Source organism: Cyclobacterium sp. SOCE241, assembly GCF_056867545.1.
The window spans coordinates 565,725-586,221 of sequence record NZ_CP149779.1; the positions used below are offsets into that span (position 1 = coordinate 565,725).

The window sequence follows — 20,497 nt, forward strand, 5'->3', positions numbered from 1 at the left end:
TAGAAAGTGGTTAATACTAAAGGAATTAATTATGGAAGGAGTCATGGTGAAATATTTCCTAAATTACTTCCATAAAAAATTTGGTGCTTTGTTTTTATTTCTTTTAAGTCATGCTAGTATGAAGCAGGAGAAAATTTGTAATTGAAGCAGTCTTTTTATTCAACCTCATTATTGCTGGTACAAGTATGGGTAATAGTATTAAGTAAAGTTTTCTAATTGAACACAAGGTTTAGCCTCCTCATTACCCTAAGTTCTTTACATCAGATTGGTATAGCAACTTCCGGTAATGAATTAGCAAAAATATGTATCTAAATTTCTTTTGCCTCATTTCAAATTAGTAAATTAGTGGTTCATCATTTACCCAATAGAAAAATGAAAATAGCCGTAGTTGCACTACTATTTTTCACACTTTTTGCATGCTCTGAGTCTAGAAACGAAGAATTTCTGTTTAAATCCATACCATCGGAAATTTCTGATCTTAATTTTATAAATGAATTAAAGGAGTCTGCTAATTTAAGTATTCTCTATTACCTCTATTTCTACAATGGTGGTGGTGTGGCCATAGGGGATATCAATAATGATGGCCTTCAAGACATTTATCTAACCGGAAATCAAGTAGCCAACAAATTATTTTTAAATAAAGGGAACATGGTTTTTGAGGACATCACTGATAAGGCCGGAGTTGCCGGATTAGCTGATTGGAATACAGGGGTAACGATGGCTGATATAAATGGTGATGGTTATCTTGATATTTATGTGTGTGCTGTTGTAGGAATCCATGGGTTTAAGGGTAAGAATGAACTGTTTATCAACAATGGTGACCTGACCTTCAGCGAAGAAGGGAAGAAATATGGATTGGATTTTAAAAACTATTCTACAATGGCTTCATTCTTTGATTATGACAATGATGGAGATCTGGACATGTATTTGTTAAACCATTCTGTCCATACTGATAATTCCTATGGCCCGGCAGCGATAAGACATGAGCGCACTGAGGAAAGTGGTGATAAGTTGCTTAGGAATGAAGGTGGAAACTTCATTGATGTAAGTCAGGATGCAGGGATTTTTGGTGGGGCCAATGGCTATGGACTTGGGTTGGCCACTGCAGATTTTAACAATGATGGATTTACTGATCTTTATATAAGCAACGATTTTCACGAAGACGATTATTACTATGTCAACAATGGAGACGGCACTTTTACCGAGCAACTAAAGGATAAATTCAGCCAGGTAAGCAGGTTTTCTATGGGGAATGATGCTGTGGACATCAATCAAGATGGCTTTGTAGATATTGTCACTTTGGATATGCTTCCTGAAGATGAAAAAGTACTTAAATCATCTATGAGTGATGACCCCATTTATACACATGACCTAAAAATAGAACGCCTCAATTATCATCCTCAGTATGCGCGAAATATGTTGCAAATCAACCGTGGTGGAGAATACTTTCAGGAAGTCGCCTTGTACAGTGGTGTCTCAGCTACGGATTGGAGTTGAGTCCTTTATTTGCAGATTTTGATCTGGATGGAAAGCAGGATTTATTCATTTCTACAGGGATTTCCCGAAGACCCAATGATCATGATTATATCAATTACATCTCAAGTGAGGAAGTAGAGCGCCAATTTAATGCTTCCAATAAATTGGATCAGGAAGCATTGAATAAAATGCCTTCTGGAAAAGTGAAAAACTATATTTTTAAAGGTGAGGATCAACTTAAGTTTATTGATCAAACAGGCAAGTGGATGGTTGATCAACCGAATTTATCTACCGGAGCCGCTTGGGCGGATTTGGACAATGATGGTGACCTAGATTTAGTAACCAACACTATCAATGAACCTGCTACCTTATACAGGAATGACTTGAATGAAAATTCAGCCTATTTAAAAATTAAGGTAAATTTCATGGCTCCAAATACTTTTGGGATTGGCACCAAAGTGATCACTTGGCACCATGGGAAGATGCAAATGAAGCAATTATTTACCTCAAGGGGTTTTCAGTCTTCCTCTGAACATTTGGTACATTTCGGTTTCGGAAATTCACTACAAGTTGATTCGCTGTATGTAATATGGCCAGACAATACCATAGAAAAAAATATGATATCGCAGTAAATCAAACCTTAGAATTAACACCATTAGAAGTTCGCGATAAGGTGGATTATTTAAGTGTTTTCCCTGAACAAGACACTTGGTTTCAAAAGGTTGACGATTTGCCGGGATTAAATTATAAACACCAAGAAAATAGGTTTATAGATTTTAACCGTCAAAAGCTTATCCCTTACAAGATTTCTGATCGGGGACCTGCAGTCGTAGTCAAAGACCTTGATGGAAATGGTAGTGATGACATTTTCTTTGGAGGGGCTAAATCTCAACCCTCTAGAATCTTTCTTCAGGATGGGAATGGCTTTGTTGAAAAATACTACAGTGAAATCGCTTTTGATTCCTTACATGAAGATGTGTCGGCTATAATTGAAGATTTGAATAATGATGGGATAAATGACCTGTTTGTGGTTTCGGCAGGAGGAGAGTTTACCGCAGGTAATGAAGCATTGAAAGACCGTCTATTGATCAATGACGGAAAGGACTTTTATAGACAAGAGCTTCCTTCTTATAGAGAAAATGGTTCGGTTGTAAAAGCGCATGATTATGACAAAGATGGTGATATAGATCTATTTATTGGTGGGGCTGCAGTTTCAAAAGATTTTGGAAAAATCCCTAAATCTGTACTCTTGAAAAATGAAGTCGGTACTTTTAAAATAATTGGAAATGAAGTACTGGAGAATGTTGGAATGGTGACGGATGCCGTCTGGACAGATTTTGACGGAGATTCTTGGGTGGATTTAATCGTAGTAGGGGAGTGGATGTCCCCCAGATTTTTTCAAAATCATGAAGGAATTTTAAAGGACATTACAGAAGAGATTTTGGATCAAGAGTTAACTGGTCTATGGCAAGCCATTATTCCATTTGATATTAATGGAGATGGAGCAACGGATTATTTATTGGGGAATTGGGGCTTAAACAGCAAATTCAGTTCTAAAGAAAGTTTCCCCTTGAAGATGTATTATGCAGATTTTGATGAAAATGGGAGCACAGAAACAATAGTGGCTTATGAAAAAGATGAAAATTATTATACTGTTGCGGGCTTGGATGAACTAGGGAGCCAAATGAACTTTTTTAAAAGAAAGTTTACTTCTTATAAAGATTTCGCAGGAAAACCCTTGAAAGAGCTATTTGACGATGAGCAATTGGATCAAGCCAACCTTCTTATAGCGGAGCAATTGGCTTCCGGATACCTGCTTAATGTAAAGGGTAAGTTTAAGTTTGAAAGTTTTGACGCTTCATTACAAGTAGCACCGTTGACCACTTTTTTAAAGTATGATTTTAATGGAGATGGCAAGGAAGAAGTCATGGCAGGTGGGAATTATTTTGGTGTGTCCCCATATCATGGTCGCCTTGGAAGTCTTTCAGGAAATACAATTACTTCAGAAGGAAAAATAATAGAAGGAAATCAGCTTGGTTTAAATTTTAGCCAAAAAGCGGTAAGAGGTTTAGACATAATCAACTTTAATGGCACCCATTATGTCTTGGTTACATTTAACAATGATAAACCAGATTTCTATAAACTAAGACAGGTGAATCAAAGCCAAAAATAGCCTGGAAATAATTGTTCTACTGCCTTACCTCTGCCTTCGACAGGCTCAGGCACCGGTAGTTCGGATGCCCATCAGTCTCAGGCAACGGTAATAGATTATTGAAGTTTATACCTTAAAAACAATTAACAATTAACCATTACCTCCCTTCAAATACATCAAAAGAAAAAATCCGGCACCTATACTTTAGTAAGAGATGCCGGATTGAACATTTCAGTTTTGGGTTCCTTTGCAAGAAGCCCGTCAATTGATTTTTCTTAGTAATAATTAATAACCAGGATTTTGTTCAAGTACATTACTTGCTGAAAGTGCAGCAGTTGGTACAGGGAATCGCTTCAGATGGTCTGAGTTTGAAGGAGCGTGGTCCCACCATTCTTCTGTAGTGAAGAAACCGAGCCTTATTAAATCGGTTCTTCTTCTTCCTTCTCCTAAAAATTCAATACCCCATTCATCTGCCATTCTGTACAAATCTAAATTTCCCGCACTAGCCGGGTTAGGGTCATTTCCCCCTTCAAAAGCCCTTTGGCGTACAGTATTGATTAATTCTGCTGCTTCAGCTTCTTCACCTAGCCTTAATTGACACTCAGCCAGCATTAAATAAACTTCTGCCAACCTAAAAACCGGGTGATCTGCAGCCCATCTCAAAGTCAGGTCTTGGCTAGATGGAACGGGAATTTTCACCAAACGAATACCGGTATTTTCTTCACCGGCACCGATATTTGAGGGAAGTTCCTCAATGGAAGAATAGGTGGTACCTAACTCGGAAAACCTTGCTACTTTATCTACAAACTCAAGTGGCTGATCATTGTATTCTTCATTACCTATCACTTGATCTCCTGTAATGGGGGATATTTGTGGTCCTACTAGGAACATTCCTTCATAACTTCCAGAGCCCAAATATTTAAATGGTTTCTTTCTAAGGTCATTATCTTCAAATTTTTCGTAAGGTGAACCCAGCTTAAAATCTTCTGAATACAAAGAGCCATCCGGTTTTCTTGAGGGTTGCAAATGTGTTCCATTGTTTGATCCAAGGTCTACATCAAAATATACACGGGAATTGTAATGATACATGTGACCATAATGCGTGTATTCCAATCGGTTAAATTCGGATGGAATAGACCATATTATTTCAGGAGATTCGTGATTATCAAAATCATGGGGTCCTTTCCAATCCGTGTCCAAACTATAATTTCCATAATCATTAGCAATGATTGCTTTGGATATTTCAGCAGCTTCTGCATACATAGGCACACCAATATAAGCTTCAGCATTGAAGCCTAGGCAACTCTAACAACAGCTGCTCCTTTCGTGATTGCTATTCCTTCCTGAGGTGCTCCATCTTCTTTCACAGACAAGTCAATAAGCGCTTGTTTTAATAAACCTTCAATGTGATCAAAAGTCTCTTGGTCAGTACTTCTAGGGACATTTTCCTGGTCGAGACTAGTGAAAATTGGTAGTCCACCATAGAAATCCAGGCCTCTCAAGTAGAAAAATGCGATCAATGCATCCAGCTGACCTAGGTGGGCCGCTTTATCTTCTTCAGTAAGCGCTAGTTCAGCGTAATTTAATTTGCCTAAATCTTGCTTAACATCCAGAGCTAGTGCTACACCTTGTAAGGTTCCTCTCCAAGTTCCAAACAATTGAGATTCATCCGGTGTCCATTCATGATGTTGATAGCGCGCATAACGCCCTCCATCATACCAATGTCTTCCTTTAGTTGTTCGGGCAAAGTGGTCTCCTGAAAATTCTTGAGCCACCCATCGATCCCCTGTTAAATACCACCTTGCATGGGTAAAAGGACGGTATAATGCTGCCAATACATCTCCTTCAGTTTTGAAGAAGGTTTCCGGTACCACCCGGTCATACCAAACCTCATCCAAAGAACAGCTTGTTATGATGACAGTAAATAGAATTAATATATATTTTGTTATTTTCATTGTCTTAATTTTTTTGGCTTTAGAAATTTGCTTGTACTCCTAACATGAAAGTTCGGGTTTGTGGATAAGTTGCCCTTTCTTCAAATCCCGGATCTAAACCATTAATGTTTACTTCAGGATTTAACCCTGAATAATTGGTGAGCACGAATAAATTTTGCCCTGTGGCATATACACGCAAGCCTTTGACATGTTTACTTCCCTTTAAATCAAATGAATACCCTACTGATAATACATCTAGCTTAAGGAAATCTCCGTCTTCTATCCAGTAGTCACTCAGCTCTTTTTCCCCGGTAATATGCTTTTGTTCTTCGTAATTCTCTACTAAGACATTTCTTGATTCTAAAGGTATGCCGTAGTAAAAGTTTGGCATGTTGAAAATGTCATGACCTGCCCAACCTCTGAAATAAGCATTTACATCAAATCTTCCTATGGTGAATTGATTGTTCCAAGCAAGAATTAATTTTGGAATGGCATTGCCAATAAATTTCTTATCCTGGTTGGTTTTTGTCCTTTCGGTAACATCAAATACTTCCCCGTCATCTCCTCTCAACATCCAGTTTCCATCTTCGGTAAATCCCGCGTGTTCCCATACAAAGAACCTTCCTATGGGTTCCCCGGGAAATAGTCTTACGGCATTACCCGGGCTCCCCGGTGCCGGAAACCCTTTTCTGTCCCAGAATGTCTGGTTTCCCCAAAGGCTTACTAATTCACTTTTATAGGCAGAACCAATCAAAGTAGTGGTGTATTTAAAATCTGCATTATCGACCGCATTCCATGATACCTCAGCCTCCCAGCCGGTATTTCTTAATATCCCTACGTTCATGGTTGTTTTGTCATGAATTGCCGGTGGTTGTGGGACAGAGATATCATAGATTAAATCGTCAACATCTCTTCTAAAAACATCAAATCTACCATACACGCTTCCTTCAAGAATAGCAAAGTCAATCCCTAGATTGTATTCTTTTTTGTTTCCCATTTTAGGTCAGTGTTTTGGTTATGGGAAACACCGTAAGTCCTTCGCCATTCACCATTCATTAGCCACCAAGTATCAGGACCATACATTCTGGTGGCTACACCAGGTGAAAACCCTTCATTTCCTGTCTCACCAAAGCCTGCTCTAAGTTTTAAGTTGGTGAATATATTCTGGCTTTGCATGAAAGGTTCATTGTGAATATTCCAGCCTATTGAAAGGGCAGTAAAGTTTCCCCATCTATTTCCGGCGGCAAATTTGGATGAGCCTTCTCTTCTTAAACTTGCTGTTATCAAATACCTATTATTCCAGCTATAGTTTACCCTTCCAAAAAAGGCCATTAATCTTACTCTTGGGTTTTTATAAGAACCTAAACCGGCCCTACCTTCAGATAAGAATCTCCCTGTTCCCAGATCATGTTCTTCTATTCCATCAACGGCAAAATCTGAATTGCTTGCAGAAAACCCTTGTCCATTGAATTCTTGAAAACTATAACCTCCAACAGCATTGATAGTGTGTAGGTCAAAGGTCTCATCGTAGGTGAAGAAAGCTTCTAAGGTATTGTCCTGAAATTCTCCATAACTATGACTGGCATAGCCTGCAACTCCTTCATCCAAGGATGTTTTATGTTGGGCAGATCTCCAATAGGTTCCATAATTACTTCCTTTGTTTAAAGAGTACCTAGCAGTCAGGGATAAATTATCAGTAAGGTTAAATAACAAGGAAGTGGTGTTAAGGAGATATTCGTATTTTCTTTGGTTTTTCATCAAGCGAATATCCGCTACAGGATTATACCAGTCATACCCTCCTGTCCAAACATTTAGCCCATGAGGCATACTTGGATCATATGGTGTTTCAGTTGGGTTTAGCTGTAAAGCCATCCTGAAAATATCGTTGTTGGAATAATTAGATTGTCTTTCACTATACGAAAGGTTGTTGGTGATCCTTAGGAAGCCGTCAAACAAGGTGAAATCAGTATTAATTCTGGCTTGCAGATCATTTCTGTCCGACCCGATGGCCAAACCTTTGGCATTGTTATTACTGATGGTTGCACGGATTCTTGCATCTTCCACCCCTCCGCTAAAACTCAATACATTTCTGTAGCTTAAAGGAGTGTCATTGGTGACTTCATCAAACCAATCAGTATTGTGTCCAAGGTCATTTCCCAAACCCTCCTCAAGAAATTGCTCTCTACCAAGGGGTTCATTGTAACGACGTACTGTTGTAGCAAACATTTCGCCTGTATAGCTAACAGTCAACTCTCCGGATTTTGCAGATTTTGTTGTAATTAAAATAACCCCTCCGGAGGCTCTGGTACCATAAATGGCTGCTCCTGAGGCATCACGAAGTACCTCAATTGATTCAATGTCTTCTTTTACTACGGAATTGATATTCCCTCCCGGCACCCCATCTATGACAATAAGTGGTCCTTGAGAGGCATTTACAGAGTTTACTCCTCGCAATTGGATGGAGACATCCGAATTTGGATCAGCACCATTGGTGGACTGAATACTTAAACCCGGAACTTTTCCTTGTATGGCCATTAATGGAGAAACAGTGCCGGCTACAAAATCCTTCTCATCTAAGGAACTGACCGCACTTGTAAGGTTTTCTCTATTGACGGATCCATAGCCCACCACAACAACTTCATCTAGAGAGGCTACGTCCTCTACCAAGGTAACATCAATATTGTTTTGATTATTCACTTCTATACTTTGTGTTTCAAATCCAATAAATGAAAAAACCAAGGTGGCGTCCTCGGGAACAGTAATTGAATATTTGCCGTCCAAGTCAGTGGCTGTTCCAAAAGAACTGCCGGGAATGGAAACTGTCACTCCGGGAATCGGTTCACCTTCCTGATCTGTTACTGTTCCGGTAACCGTTACATCTGCTTGATTGGATGAAATGCTAATGCCAAAGCCTTTAGCATTTGTAAGGGTGGAATTTGGTTTTCCACTCGGCATTGAAAAATGCTTTCCTGAATTTTCTAAGCTTTTTTCTCTACCCTTTTTGTTTGCTGCAATTAAGTAATCCATGCTTATGCATTGGATAATAATTGCCATTGAAAACAATCGGATTAAGGGTTTCACATGTTTTAATAAGGGTTGCTTCATAATTTTGATTTTAGGTTTTTTAAATGGTGGATAATCACCGGTTAATTGACATTATTACATTAAATGATAATGATAATCAAAAGTAAACTAAAAAGCAGTTTAAATTATTCTAAATTTAGTTTTATAGAAAAAAAATATCAATTGAAAGTACATAGATAGTTTTTATGAATAATTGGGTTTAAAATATTACAAGTAATCTTTTAATAATTCTATAGTAAAATACTGCTTTAATCGATGAAATTGTAATTTAAGTTATGCAATAGTGGATGACTAAATTGCCTTAGGATGGAAAGGAATACACGCATAAAACCGGATAAAAATTGGATTACAGCAAGCTTTTTGGTTATTAAGAAAAAAAAATGGGGCACATATAAAAAAAGACCTTTTAAAGGGTGTTGCTCAGGTGATAATCCGGGCTATTTTAATCCTCATGTTTGAAAGATCGTTTTCTCATGCTATTTTGTGCCTTCAACTATTTTGATTAGCAAACGAATTCCACCAAATAACCAAATTTAATGAGACCTTCAATTTTTATTCTGCTTAGTTTTTTAATTGTAATAGCTTGTGCCGAGCGTCCTTCCAATTTGGAGAAGAATGATCCCAATCTTGTTCATTTTCCGGAAGTTTCGGAGCCAATTCAATTGGTGGACAATGACAAAGAACACCTTTATGCCAGTTATTATGGAATCAATTCCTTTAGCGCCAATCAAAGGTATGCCACTGTTTTAGAAACGGATATTGTAGATAGGCTCCCAACTGAGGAAGATGAAGCAACTTTGGGACTTGTAGACCTCGAAACCATGGAGTTTAAGCCTCTGACTACAACCAAGGCATGGAATTTTCAGCAAGGTTGCATGGCTCATTGGCTGGCTTCTTCTCCCGATTCTTTAATCATTTACAATGACCTTAGAGAAGGGGCGTTTGTTTCCATAATCATGAATGTTCATACCCAAGAGGAAATTAAAACCATCCCACATCCAATAAGTGCCGTTTCTCCAGATGGGAAGAAGGCCGTTAGCATTAATTTTTCAAGATTACGCATTACCAGAAGTGACTATGGATATGGGGGAGAAGGACAGGATAAGCGGGAGGATTTTCAATTTCCAGAAGATGATGGGTTGTTTTTAATTGATTTGGAATCAGGTAAATCTAAACTTATCGTTTCTATAGCTGATGTTAAAGAAATTGTTCCTGAAATACCGGAAGAAGGAATTGAATATTTTAACCACACATTATTTAGTAGAGGAGGGACCAAAATATTTTGGTTAGCCAGGGCTATACCTAATAGAAACACCACTTCCATGGTCGTAAATATTGATGGAAGCCAATTGGAAAAGTGCTTTCCTGATGGTTGGGGAGGTTCCCATTTTGATTGGTTAAACGATGAGGAATTGATGGTTACAGGATCCTTTGAGAACACCCAATACTCTCACATATTGTACACTACCGGTGAAGAAAATTATAAAAGACTAGGAAACGGCTTACTGGATTTTGATGGGCATGGGACTTTCTCACCTGATGGCCAATGGATGGTTACAGACACTTATGCCAGAGAGAACAAATTTCGAGAACAGAAAATCTATTTGATGGATATGAAAACCAATGCCGTGAGAACCTTAGGTCAGTTTGTAACACCGGAATCATTTAAAGGACATTGGCGCTGTGATATTCACTGTAGGTGGAGCCCAAATGGGGATATGATTGGCTTTAATTCCGTACATTCTGGATCAAGACAAGCCTACTTACTGAAATTAAAATTCTAATTGGAAGAAATTGTCAATTAACAATTAATCATTATCCAATTAACAATTAAAAATTACCATGTCCCAAAAGTTCCTTTTACTGTTTTTTATAAGTCTTTATTTTACTAGCCTTAGCGGAAAAGCCCAACAAGATCGACCCAATATATTGATGATTGCGGTGGACGATTTGAATAACTTTGTGGGGGAATGGGGCATCCAAATGCCATTACTCCCAATTTGGATAGGCTTATTGACAGTGGCTTACTTTTCACCAATGCCCAATGTCAGTCTCCCATGTGTAGCCCTTCAAGGACAGCAATAATGACTGGACTTCGTCCCTCTACGACAGGGATTTATGGCTTCATTGCTGATGATATGATTAAAGAGACCAATAAGGCTACTCAGCAAGCTAAAATGATGCATGAGTATTTCAAAGAGCAAGGATATTACACTATGGGTGTTGGTAAAATTTATCACAACCATGCACCAAATGGTCTGTTTGATGAAAGTGGAGGCCGTGCCAAAGGTTTTGGTCCCTATGCCAAACAAAATTTTCATTGGGACAAAGAAAGAACTTCAACGGACTGGGGACCATTTCCGGAGAAAGACCAACAAATGCCGGATTACCAAACGGCAGAATGGGCAGCAGAAAAACTCAACAGAGAATATGATCAACCTTTCTTTCTTTCTGTAGGGTTTTTGAGGCCTCATGTACCTTGGTATGTCCCGCAGAAATGGTTTGACTTATATGATACAGCCAAACTTACCCTTCCTCCATATCTGAAGAATGACCGGGAGGATTTACCTCCTATTGCTCTTGAGATTGATGATTTACCTATGATGCCTACCACAGAATGGGCATTGGCCAATGGACAATGGAAAAACATTCTTCAAGGTTACCTGGCAAGCGTTTCCTTTGTAGATCATTATATTGGGGAGGTTTTGGAAGCTTTGGAACAAAGCCAACATGCAGAAAATACCATCGTAGTTTTATGGTCTGACCACGGCTATAGGTTAGGCGAAAAAAACACTTTTGCCAAGGTGGCCCTTTGGAACAGTGCAACTGCTACTCCATTAATTTATGCCGGACCGGGAATTCCAAAAGGGGAAAAAGTAGAATCACCTGTGGAATTATTTTCCATATATCCAACCTTAGCAGATTTGGCCAAGCTTCCCCAACCTGAAAATATTGAGGCAGAGAGCATTTACCCTTTGATAAATAATACAAAGTTAAATTGGGATAAACCTGCCATTGTCACTTGGGCAAGAAATAACCATGCTGTTGTAAGCAAAGAGTATAGGTATATTCACTATGAAGATGGTTCGGAAGAGCTATATGCCTTGAAAACAGATCCCAATGAATGGTATAACCTCGCTGAAAATCCAAAGTATCTAGAAATTAAAAAGCATTTGGCAAAATTTTTACCCAAAACAAATGTGAAGTGGGCCAAAGCATCGAAATACGACAATAACCAATATTTTATCAAGCAGAAACAAGAGCAAAGTGAATAACCAACAATAGTATTATTGTGAGGTCTAGTTTGACATTCGATGCAATAAGTTATTCGAGTTTACTTTTGATATGGATTCTAAAATTTTATATACGAATTCCAATTAAAGTCAGATTAGCCTTTAAGACGATAGAATAAATGATAAGTCGGTTAATAATAACCAATCTCTTAAGAATTGTTTAGATTTGGGGAGTTTTAATCAAGGCCATAAAAGAAAGACCAGATAAAACATAAATTAATGGGTTTTGGATTGGTTAAGACAAATTACATTAGTCTGACAATCATTATTACTCAATATTAAGACCATATGGAAAAAGATATTAAAATTGCCGTATTAATAGATGCAGATAACGTTCCTTCCACTCAGGTAACGGAAATGATGGAGGAAATTGCAAAATATGGCAACCCAACCATTAAAAGAATTTACGGGGATTGGACAAAACCTCAATTGGGAAAGTGGAAAAATGTACTATTGGAGAATGCCATTAACCCCATCCAACAGTATGGATATACCACAGGCAAGAATGCTACTGATTCAGCCATGATCATAGATGCCATGGATATTTTATATTCTGATAAGGTCAATGGATTTTGCCTGGTATCAAGTGATAGCGATTTCACCAAATTAGCGACCAGACTGCGCGAATCCCGGATGTTGGTGATCGGAATGGGAGAAAAGAAAACCCCCAATCCATTTATTGTAGCCTGTGACAAATTTATTTATTTGGAGATTTTACAAGCCAGTGTAAGCAAAGAAAATGGAAAGAATAAAGAGGTCGCTTCTGTTCAGTTAGATAAAATTAACCCCAAACTTATTCGCTTAATTTCAAGTACCATTTCTGATTTGGCAGAGGATGATGGTTGGGCTTTTATGGGAGATATTGGAAATTTACTACAGAAAAAACAACCTAATTTTGATTCCAGAAATTATGGCTTTCAGAAACTTACCCCTTGGTAAGTGCTATTCCTAACTTTGAAGTTGAACGGAGGGAAAAGTTGATCTATGTGAGAAACAAAGAATAAGCTTATTTATTCTTCTAGGTATATGGGTAGGGTAAAGGTAAACACTGAGCCTTTACCTACCTCTGATGAAACCCAAATTTCCCCTCCTAACATATCGGTAATTTTTTTGACTATTGCCAATCCCATTCCTGTTCCTCTTCCAGCATTTTTATGGTGAAGCCTTTGGAAAAGGATAAATATTTTTCGAAATACTCATCTTCTATTCCTACCCCATTGTCTGTAAGCTGAAATAAATAGTCTTTTTCCTTTCCGTCATTGAAAAGTGAATTCTTGGCGGACGATTTGGGTCTGAATATTTCAATGCATTGGCAATAAGATTTTGTAATAGAACAGAAAAAAAGCTAGGGTAACCGTAAAATGGTTTTAAGTTCTCTGAGGTAAATTCTGCTTCTTTTATTAGAATTTCATTTTGAAAGGTGATTTGGAGTTCATCAAGAATTTTCTTTGGATTAAGGAGAACCGGATCATCAGTAATTTTATTGATCCTGGAATATTCCGATAAGTCTAAAATAAGTAACCGCATTCGGTTGGCTCCATCTACAGCGTAAGATATGTAGGTATTAGCCTTATCATCCAATTTTCCATAATATTTTATTTTAAGCAGTTCTAAAAAGCCGGAAATCATTCGTAAAGGTTCTTGCAAGTCATGAGATATAACATAAGTAAAGTGCTCCAACTCTTTGTTTTTAGATTCTACTTCTTCAAGGGATTGTTCCAGTTTTACATTACCTTTTTTCAATTGTTCTTGAAGAGTAACTTGTTCTCTTAAGCTGTTTTCTAGTCTTGAGAATAGTTTGGGGATAAGAAATGAAAACATGGCACTTAAGAAAATAAGATTTGAAGATACAGTTATCCAATGAACCAAATCCAAATTCGGAAGCTTTGGAAGATTGGAAATTAGTTTAAAGTGTATCAACAAACTAAATATAATGCAAGTGGCAAGGTTAAAGTAAAAACTAATATAAGCCTGGTTGTTCGGTAAGAATAAAATCATGAGAATGGAGACAGCCAGAAGGTACATTAATCCGGGGCCATAATTGCCAATAAAAAAAATAAGGACAACACCTATACCATAAAAAACCATAAAAATCGCCCATTTACGAATTACAAGAGGGATTCTTGGTACCAAGGCTACTATTACTGAGACGATAAATGCAATCGAATCGAAAATAAAGAGAGGAATAAATTGATTAATGTAGGACATGATTAGTCCCGGAATTAGGCCTATGAGGCAAAAAGGAAGTAAGAAAGCGATTCCAGAAACAAAGAGTCTATCCCTCCAATGATCGAGGGGATCAGCATTTTGTTCGGTAGCTAAACAAATATTTTTAATAAATAATAAATACCTATTCCACATGAAGATTAATAGCTGTTTAATAAAAAAATCCCTAGAGGCAGGGGCCGTCTATCCACTATTGCCCTAAATAATTGGCTTTAAAATATACTTTTAGGAACGGCCAATAAAAATAGTGAATAAATATTTCCTTTAGCAAGATTCCTATAAAATATATTAATAATTTCTATAAATGGATCAAATTTTGCTTTCTCTGTGGTAATGCCTTAATATAAAGGCTTTTGATTTAACACATTTAATTTTCACTCAATAAACATTAAATTTTGAAGAGTAAAATTGGAAGGAATTCTTTGCTAATAGCTATATCTGGCTTTCTACTTTTAGAGTTTGGGATCTATTATGATTTTCTGGAAGGATACATTTGGCGAATTTTGGCTACGGGGTTTGAGGCAGGGACAATTGGAGGATTGGCAGATTGGTTTGCCGTAAGTGCACTTTTTTATGAAATACCTATTCCTTATGTAAGGAAGCATACCAATATTATTGTTAAAAATAGGTCAAAATTAACGGAAGGCATTGTTGATTTGGTTACTACCCAATGGTTGTCTCCAGAGGTGTTAAGGGAAAGACTCACGAATATTAAAATCTCGGATGGAGTTTTGCAAGCTTTAGATTCTGATGGAAATCGCAGAAAATTGCTTGATTTTTTTAGCGGAGTATTTATAAGGTTATCCGCCGAATTAGACCATCCAAAACTTGTTGTACTGGTCCAAAAATTACTAAAAGATAAGCTTCAAAGTACTGATATAGCTAGACCGCTTGGCATATGGTTAAATGAAGTGATGGTTAAAGGAAAACATCATGAGTTTATGGCTGTAGCATTGGATCAATTTGCGCTTTCTGTACAAGAACCGGATACCAGAGAGTTAATCTTAGGTAAATTGAAAAGTGCCTTACTTTCCTATGCAAATAGAGATTGGGTAAAAAAATCCGCAGTCTGGATAGGGAAGAAAACCGGAGGAATTGATCCGGACTTAATGATAGACAGGATAATGGATTTGGTCTTGGCCCTATTAGAGGAAGTGAAGAATGATAAAAACCATCCCATAAGGAAAAAATTGGAGGGATACGTTTTGGAATTTGCAGCTAACCTTGAAAATGAAGATGAAAAAACCTTGGCCTATGTGGAGAAATTAAAGCGAAATTGGGTTTTAAATGAGCAAACCCGAGGCATGATACTTAAGCTACTGTCCCAATTACAAGTGAGCATTCATGAACAATTTTCCAAAGAAAATACTCCAATTAAACAATTAATTGACAGGCAATTGCAACGCTTTTTAAATGAACTTCGAGCTGATGACCAAAGTAAAAACCAAATAGATGTTTGGATGAGGTCAACCATCACTCAAATGGTAACGAAATACCATCCTGAATTGGGAGCTATGGTGAGAAGCAGTTTGGCAAAACTGGACGATGAAGGCATAATGCTTCAGATAAAAAATAAGGTAGGTAATGATTTGCAATACATTCGGCTCAATGGAGCAGTAGTTGGTGGAATGGTTGGGATTTTAATTGCTTTACTCAGGTGGCTTGTTAACTGATGTTAAACTACTTTTCAATCGCTTTTCAATACTATATTTCTTTTAAATTTTGAATGAATAAGGGTTATGGTTTTGATAAAGCATAAAAAACCTTATTTTTATTTAAAATTGCTTGTAAAATCCATTTTCTCATGAACAAAAAATCTTCAAAAATTTTGAGCTTAGCTCCGGAGTATATTTTAGAAGAAATGGAGGCGCTGAATACAGTTTTGGATAAGGGGCTTCCTTTTAAAAAACTGGATCACAATATTTTAATAGCTACATGGAATATTCGGGCTTTTGGTGGGCTAACGGAAAAGTGGGAAGCCGAGGATTCTGATTCTCCCAAAAGGGATCTTCATTCCATAATGGCAATTGCCCAAATTATTTCTAGGTTTGACATCATAGCTGTACAGGAACTCAAAGGGGATTTGAAAGCTTTTCGGCATATGCTTAAGCTATTGGGTAACCATTGGAGTTTTATTCTAACAGATGTTTCGGGAGGAAACGAAGGGAATGATGAAAGGATTGGGTTTTTATTTGATACCCGAAAGGTTAAATTGTCCGGTTTGGCCTGCGAGCTTGTGGTTCCCGAACAAAAGGATAATAATATCAAAGAAGGGGCCTTTAATCGGCAATTTGCCCGGACACCTTATGCCGTGGGATTTAAGGTAGAAGATAAAACTTTTATCCTGGTTAGTGCTCATGTATTGTATGGGAAAAAAGCTTCGGATCGGGAAGGAGAGCTGACGGCAATTGCTGAATGGCTCCGAGACTGGGCATCTAATATGCGTTCATTTGATCAAAGCCTAATACTTTTAGGAGATTTTAATATAGATAGAAGGGGAGACCCTCGTTACGAAGCATTTGTTTCAACTGGTTTATCTGTGCCGGAAGATTTATGGGATGTGCGCAGAACATTAATAGACAATCAAACAAAATTTTACTCCCAGATTGCATGGTTTGAAAATCAATTTAAAATCCCTCAACTTTCTATTCGATACCTAAATGGCGGTGTTTTTGATTTTGGACCCCACATTAAGAAAAATAAAGGATTGACTCCTTTTCAATTGTCTTGGAGAATTTCAGACCATCTTCCGCTTTGGGCAGAGTTCTCTACTCGAGTTAAATAATTGAGTTAGATTCGATATATTTAAAGTTAGAAAAATAAATGCTTATGATTTTAAGGTGTCTTGCGATTTGTCTATTAATATTCTTTGTCAGTTGCGACAATAAAGAAGAAAAAGTTCATGTACAGAAAGCATTGACAATCAATGAAATTCAATTAATTGGTACCCATAATAGTTATAAAAAAGCAATTCCTGGGCCATTGTTAAACAAGATAAAAGGAGAAAATCCGGAAATGGCAGAAAGTCTGGACTATAGTCATCCCAATCTTTGGAAACAGCTTGAGGCCGGACTTAGATTATTTGAACTAGATGTTTATCATGATCCTGAAGGAGGGAAGTTTAGCAATCCATTGGGGAAAGAAATGGTTGATTCATTGCAATGGGACAATGGTTTTGATAAACCGGGTTTTAAGGTGTTTCACGTTCAAGATATAGATTTTCTGAGTCATCATGCTTTATTTAGGGAGTACCTGAAAGACCTTAAGGCTTGGTCTTCCTTTCACCCCCATCATTTACCAATCTTTATAAGTATCAATGCAAAAGATGAAAACTATCCTGATTTGGGGTTTACCGAGGCAATACCATTTGACCAAGAAGCCTTTAAATTATTGGACAAAGAAATTGTGGATTATTTGGGTACAGAAAAATTAATCACCCCTCGAAGTATTCAAGGAGACTTTAAAGATCTAAAAACCGCGGTGTTGGAATCCGGTTGGCCTGAATTGGATGAAGCCAGAGGGAAGTTTATTTTTATTCTGGATGAGGGAGAAGAAAAGATTGGAAAGTATCTTGCCAAGGGGAAGGCCTCATTTTTGTAAACGTTCCGGAAGAACATCCTATGTCTGCCATACATATCATCAACGATCCAATCAATCATCATGATCAAATATCTGAATATGTTAAAAAAGGATACATAGTAAGAACAAGGGCAGATGCAGGAACGAAAGAAGCCAGATTAAATGATACAAAGAGAAGTGAAATGGCATTTTCAAGTGGTGCACAATTGATAAGCACTGATTATTATCAAGCAGATGCCAGGTGGGAGGGAGAATACAAAGTTCAGTTTGATGAAGCAGCTTACGCAAGGGTCAATCCGGTAGTATCAAAAAATAAAACTTCCCTTCAATCTCTTTCTGAAGAAATGGCACAAGCAATCAATATTGATCCACAGGCTTTTTTATTGGCAGAAAAAGAGTTGGATGCGGTGATATTAGATGTTCGCACTCAAGAAGAAGTGGCCCAAGGATTGATTCCCGGAGCAGTGAATATCGATGTTCTTCAAGACGATTTTGCTGAAAAAATAGCTACACTGGATAAAAATCAAAAAGTGCTGGTATATTGTAAAGTAGGCGGGCGAAGCAAAAAGGCTGCTGATTTATTGGTAGGGAAGGGTTTTAGTCAAGTGTTCAACTTAGAAGGAGGTTATGATCTTTGGAAAAAGAATGGCTACCCTGTGAAGCAATAATTTCACTTTTTAATAATTTAAACATTCACCTTGCAGACAGCTATATGAAACTGAAAATTGTTCAAGAAGATCCCTGGTTAGAGGATTACAAAGAAGAGATTTACCAAAGATGGGTGAGGTTTCAAAGGGCATATGATGAAATTAAGACGCCAGATAAAGGACTAAAAGAATTTGCCTCCGGACATGATTATTTTGGGATTAATTTTGATAAGTCAAAACATGCATGGATTTATAGGGAATGGGCACCGGAGGCCCAAGCTTTATTTTTAATAGGTGATTTTAATAATTGGAATCGCACCAGCCATCCCCTTAAAATGGATGAATGGGAAGTCTGGTCCATTGAATTGCCATATGAAGTGTATAAAGACAATTTTGTACATAAGAGTTTGGTAAAGGTTCATGTCATTTCCGAAAAAGGAGGCTTAGACCGAATACCTGCTTATATCAGAAGAGTAGTTCAGGATGAAAATACTAAAGATTTTTCCGGCCAATTATGGTTTCCGGAAAAACCTTTTGTTTGGACGGATAAGGGGTATAGACCTGTTCACGACAAAGAAGGCTTATTGATTTACGAGTGTCATGTAGGTATGGGGCTTGAGGAAGAAGCTGTAGGTTCTTACTTGGATTTTGCCGATAAAATATTGCCGAAAATTAGGGACTTAGGGTACAATGCCATTCAATTAATGGCAGTAATGGAACACCCGTATTACGGTTCTTTCGGCTATCATGTTTCTAGTTTTTCTGTCCTTCCAGTAGATTTGGGACTCCTGAAGATTTGAAATACCTTGTCAATAAAGCCCATGGAATTGGGCTTGCAGTGATCATGGATGTTGTGCATTCCCATGCTGTACAGAATGTTGCTGAAGGCTTAAATGCATTTGATGGATCAGATCACCAGTATTTTCATTCAGGTCCCAGAGGATACCATGAGGTATGGGATTCTAAGTTGTTTGATTATGGAAAATGGGAGGTAAAAAGGTTTTTACTTTCCAATTTAAAATATTGGTTGGAAGAATTTCATTTTGATGGATTTCGATTCGATGGAGTAACTTCCATGCTTTATTTTCACCACGGATTGACAACTTTTGATCATTTTGAGAAGTATTTTTTGAAAGATGTAGATTGGGACGCAATCATTTATTTGCAACTGGCAAATAGCCTTATTAAGGAGGTAAAACCTTATGCCATTTCCATTGCAGAAGATGTAAGTGGAATGCCCGGGCTTTGTAGGTTGCCTGCAGAAGGTGGAGTGGGTTTTGATTATAGGTTGGCCATGGGTGTGCCTGATTTTTACATCAAAATGCTCAAAGAGAGAAAAAGACGAAGAATGGGATATCCTTGAGTTTTGGAAAGAGCTCAGTGATCGTAGGTACAAAGAGAAAACCATTGCCTATGCAGAATCTCATGATCAAGCTTTAGTAGGTGATAAATCCATCGCTTTTTGGTTAATGGATAAGGAGATGTACTTTCACATGCGCGTGGGGGATGAAAGTATTGTTATTGATAGGGGGATAGCCCTACACAAGTTATTAAGACTTTTCACTATTGGACTAGGAGGAGAAGGGTATCTAAACTTTATGGGGAATGAATTTGGACATCCTGAATGGGTAGATTTTCCACGAGAAGGGAACAATTGGAGCTATAAGTATGCACGAAGACAGTGGAGTTTGGCAGAAGACAAGGATCTTAAATATCAATTTTTACTTAACTGGGACAGGTCCATGCTTGCCCTTATTAAAGCGCATAAGGTTTTATGTGCTCCCTTTGCCGATCAAGTGCATGCTGATCCGGCGAATAAGGTAATAATCTTTCGAAGAGGGGCATTATTGTTTGCTTTTTCTTTCAACCCCCAAGTAGCAATTGCCGATTATAAATTTAAAGCTCCCGAAATGGGGCAATACAGGCTTGTGCTCAATTCAGATGATGTGCAGTATGGAGGGTTTGGCCGAATTGACAATAGTTTGGCCTATTTTACAGACCAAAAGCAACAATTAAGCATCTATATGACCAACAGAACTGCTTTGGTTTTTGAAAAATTCGATTGAGCATTAATCCAATTAAAATTTGGCAAGCCCTTATATTATG

Annotated in this window: 15 protein-coding genes and 2 pseudogenes; 11 read left to right on the forward strand and 6 right to left on the reverse strand. The window is 37.7% G+C overall.

The features are described 5' to 3' along the window. Positions 1-372: 372 nt before the first annotated feature. From WG932_RS02645 to WG932_RS02655, 3 genes are read left to right on the forward strand one after another with little or no spacing between them, the layout of a single operon-like run. Entirely contained in the window at positions 373-1,497 is a 1,125-nt protein-coding gene (locus WG932_RS02645) for an FG-GAP repeat domain-containing protein (RefSeq protein WP_483086852.1), read from the forward strand. Continuing rightward, positions 1,494-2,108: an ASPIC/UnbV domain-containing protein gene (locus tag WG932_RS02650; protein WP_483086853.1), complete on the forward strand. Its 615-nt coding sequence runs from the start codon at positions 1,494-1,496 to the stop codon at positions 2,106-2,108. Before WG932_RS02645 ends, WG932_RS02650 begins: the two co-directional genes overlap by 4 nt. Continuing rightward, the gene (locus tag WG932_RS02655; RefSeq protein ID WP_483086854.1) at positions 2,066-3,649 is read left to right on the forward strand and encodes an FG-GAP repeat domain-containing protein; all 1,584 of its coding nucleotides are present in this window, start codon (positions 2,066-2,068) and stop codon (positions 3,647-3,649) included. Before WG932_RS02650 ends, WG932_RS02655 begins: the two co-directional genes overlap by 43 nt. A gap of 264 nt (positions 3,650-3,913) precedes the next feature. Here the strand turns inward: WG932_RS02655 and WG932_RS02660 are convergent, their stop codons facing one another. The 4 genes from WG932_RS02660 to WG932_RS02675 are packed head-to-tail and all read right to left on the reverse strand — an operon-like array spanning position 3,914 to position 8,667. After that, positions 3,914-4,891, reverse strand: coding sequence for a RagB/SusD family nutrient uptake outer membrane protein (locus WG932_RS02660; RefSeq protein ID WP_483086855.1), 978 nt, complete (start codon positions 4,889-4,891; stop codon positions 3,914-3,916). Between the two features lie 32 nt (positions 4,892-4,923). Then, positions 4,924-5,583, reverse strand: coding sequence for a RagB/SusD family nutrient uptake outer membrane protein (locus tag WG932_RS02665; RefSeq protein ID WP_483086856.1), 660 nt, complete (start codon positions 5,581-5,583; stop codon positions 4,924-4,926). A 19-nt stretch (positions 5,584-5,602) separates the two neighbouring features. Continuing rightward, positions 5,603-6,559: a TonB-dependent receptor domain-containing protein gene (locus tag WG932_RS02670; RefSeq protein ID WP_483086857.1), complete on the reverse strand. Its 957-nt coding sequence runs from the start codon at positions 6,557-6,559 to the stop codon at positions 5,603-5,605. After that, complete coding sequence (locus tag WG932_RS02675; RefSeq protein ID WP_483086858.1) at positions 6,532-8,667, reverse strand: SusC/RagA family TonB-linked outer membrane protein; 2,136 nt, start codon at positions 8,665-8,667, stop codon at positions 6,532-6,534. The genes WG932_RS02670 and WG932_RS02675 overlap by 28 nt, the downstream gene beginning before the upstream one ends. A gap of 515 nt (positions 8,668-9,182) precedes the next feature. On the opposite strand from WG932_RS02675, the gene WG932_RS02680 reads away from it, so the two are divergent. From WG932_RS02680 to WG932_RS02690, 3 genes and pseudogenes are all read left to right on the forward strand, one after another. Next, a complete protein-coding gene (locus tag WG932_RS02680) occupies positions 9,183-10,430 on the forward strand; it encodes a TolB family protein (protein ID WP_483086859.1) in 1,248 nt (415 codons plus the stop codon). Positions 10,431-10,616: 186 nt separating this feature from the next. Then, entirely contained in the window at positions 10,617-11,921 is a 1,305-nt protein-coding gene (locus tag WG932_RS02685; protein ID WP_483086860.1) for a sulfatase, read from the forward strand. 306 nt (positions 11,922-12,227) lie between these two features. Beyond that, positions 12,228-12,943: pseudogene (locus WG932_RS02690) on the forward strand (NYN domain-containing protein). A 6-nt stretch (positions 12,944-12,949) separates the two neighbouring features. Here the strand turns inward: WG932_RS02690 and WG932_RS02695 are convergent. Then, a complete protein-coding gene (locus tag WG932_RS02695) occupies positions 12,950-13,123 on the reverse strand; it encodes an ATP-binding protein (protein WP_483088561.1) in 174 nt (57 codons plus the stop codon). 25 nt (positions 13,124-13,148) lie between these two features. Further along, the gene (locus WG932_RS02700) at positions 13,149-14,300 is read right to left on the reverse strand and encodes a sensor histidine kinase (protein ID WP_483086861.1); all 1,152 of its coding nucleotides are present in this window, start codon (positions 14,298-14,300) and stop codon (positions 13,149-13,151) included. A gap of 260 nt (positions 14,301-14,560) precedes the next feature. Here WG932_RS02700 and WG932_RS02705 point away from each other — a divergent pair, with 260 nt between their 5' ends. From WG932_RS02705 to WG932_RS02725, 5 genes and pseudogenes are all read left to right on the forward strand, one after another. After that, a complete protein-coding gene (locus WG932_RS02705) occupies positions 14,561-15,838 on the forward strand; it encodes a DUF445 domain-containing protein (protein WP_014021898.1) in 1,278 nt (425 codons plus the stop codon). Between the two features lie 131 nt (positions 15,839-15,969). Beyond that, a complete protein-coding gene (locus WG932_RS02710) occupies positions 15,970-16,950 on the forward strand; it encodes an endonuclease/exonuclease/phosphatase family protein (RefSeq protein WP_149392341.1) in 981 nt (326 codons plus the stop codon). A gap of 44 nt (positions 16,951-16,994) precedes the next feature. Beyond that, positions 16,995-17,765: a Ca2+-dependent phosphoinositide-specific phospholipase C gene (locus tag WG932_RS02715; protein ID WP_483086862.1), complete on the forward strand. Its 771-nt coding sequence runs from the start codon at positions 16,995-16,997 to the stop codon at positions 17,763-17,765. 20 nt (positions 17,766-17,785) lie between these two features. Beyond that, a complete protein-coding gene (locus WG932_RS02720) occupies positions 17,786-18,412 on the forward strand; it encodes a rhodanese-like domain-containing protein (RefSeq protein WP_483086863.1) in 627 nt (208 codons plus the stop codon). Between the two features lie 44 nt (positions 18,413-18,456). Further along, positions 18,457-20,457: pseudogene (locus tag WG932_RS02725) on the forward strand (alpha amylase C-terminal domain-containing protein). Positions 20,458-20,497 lie beyond the last annotated feature (40 nt).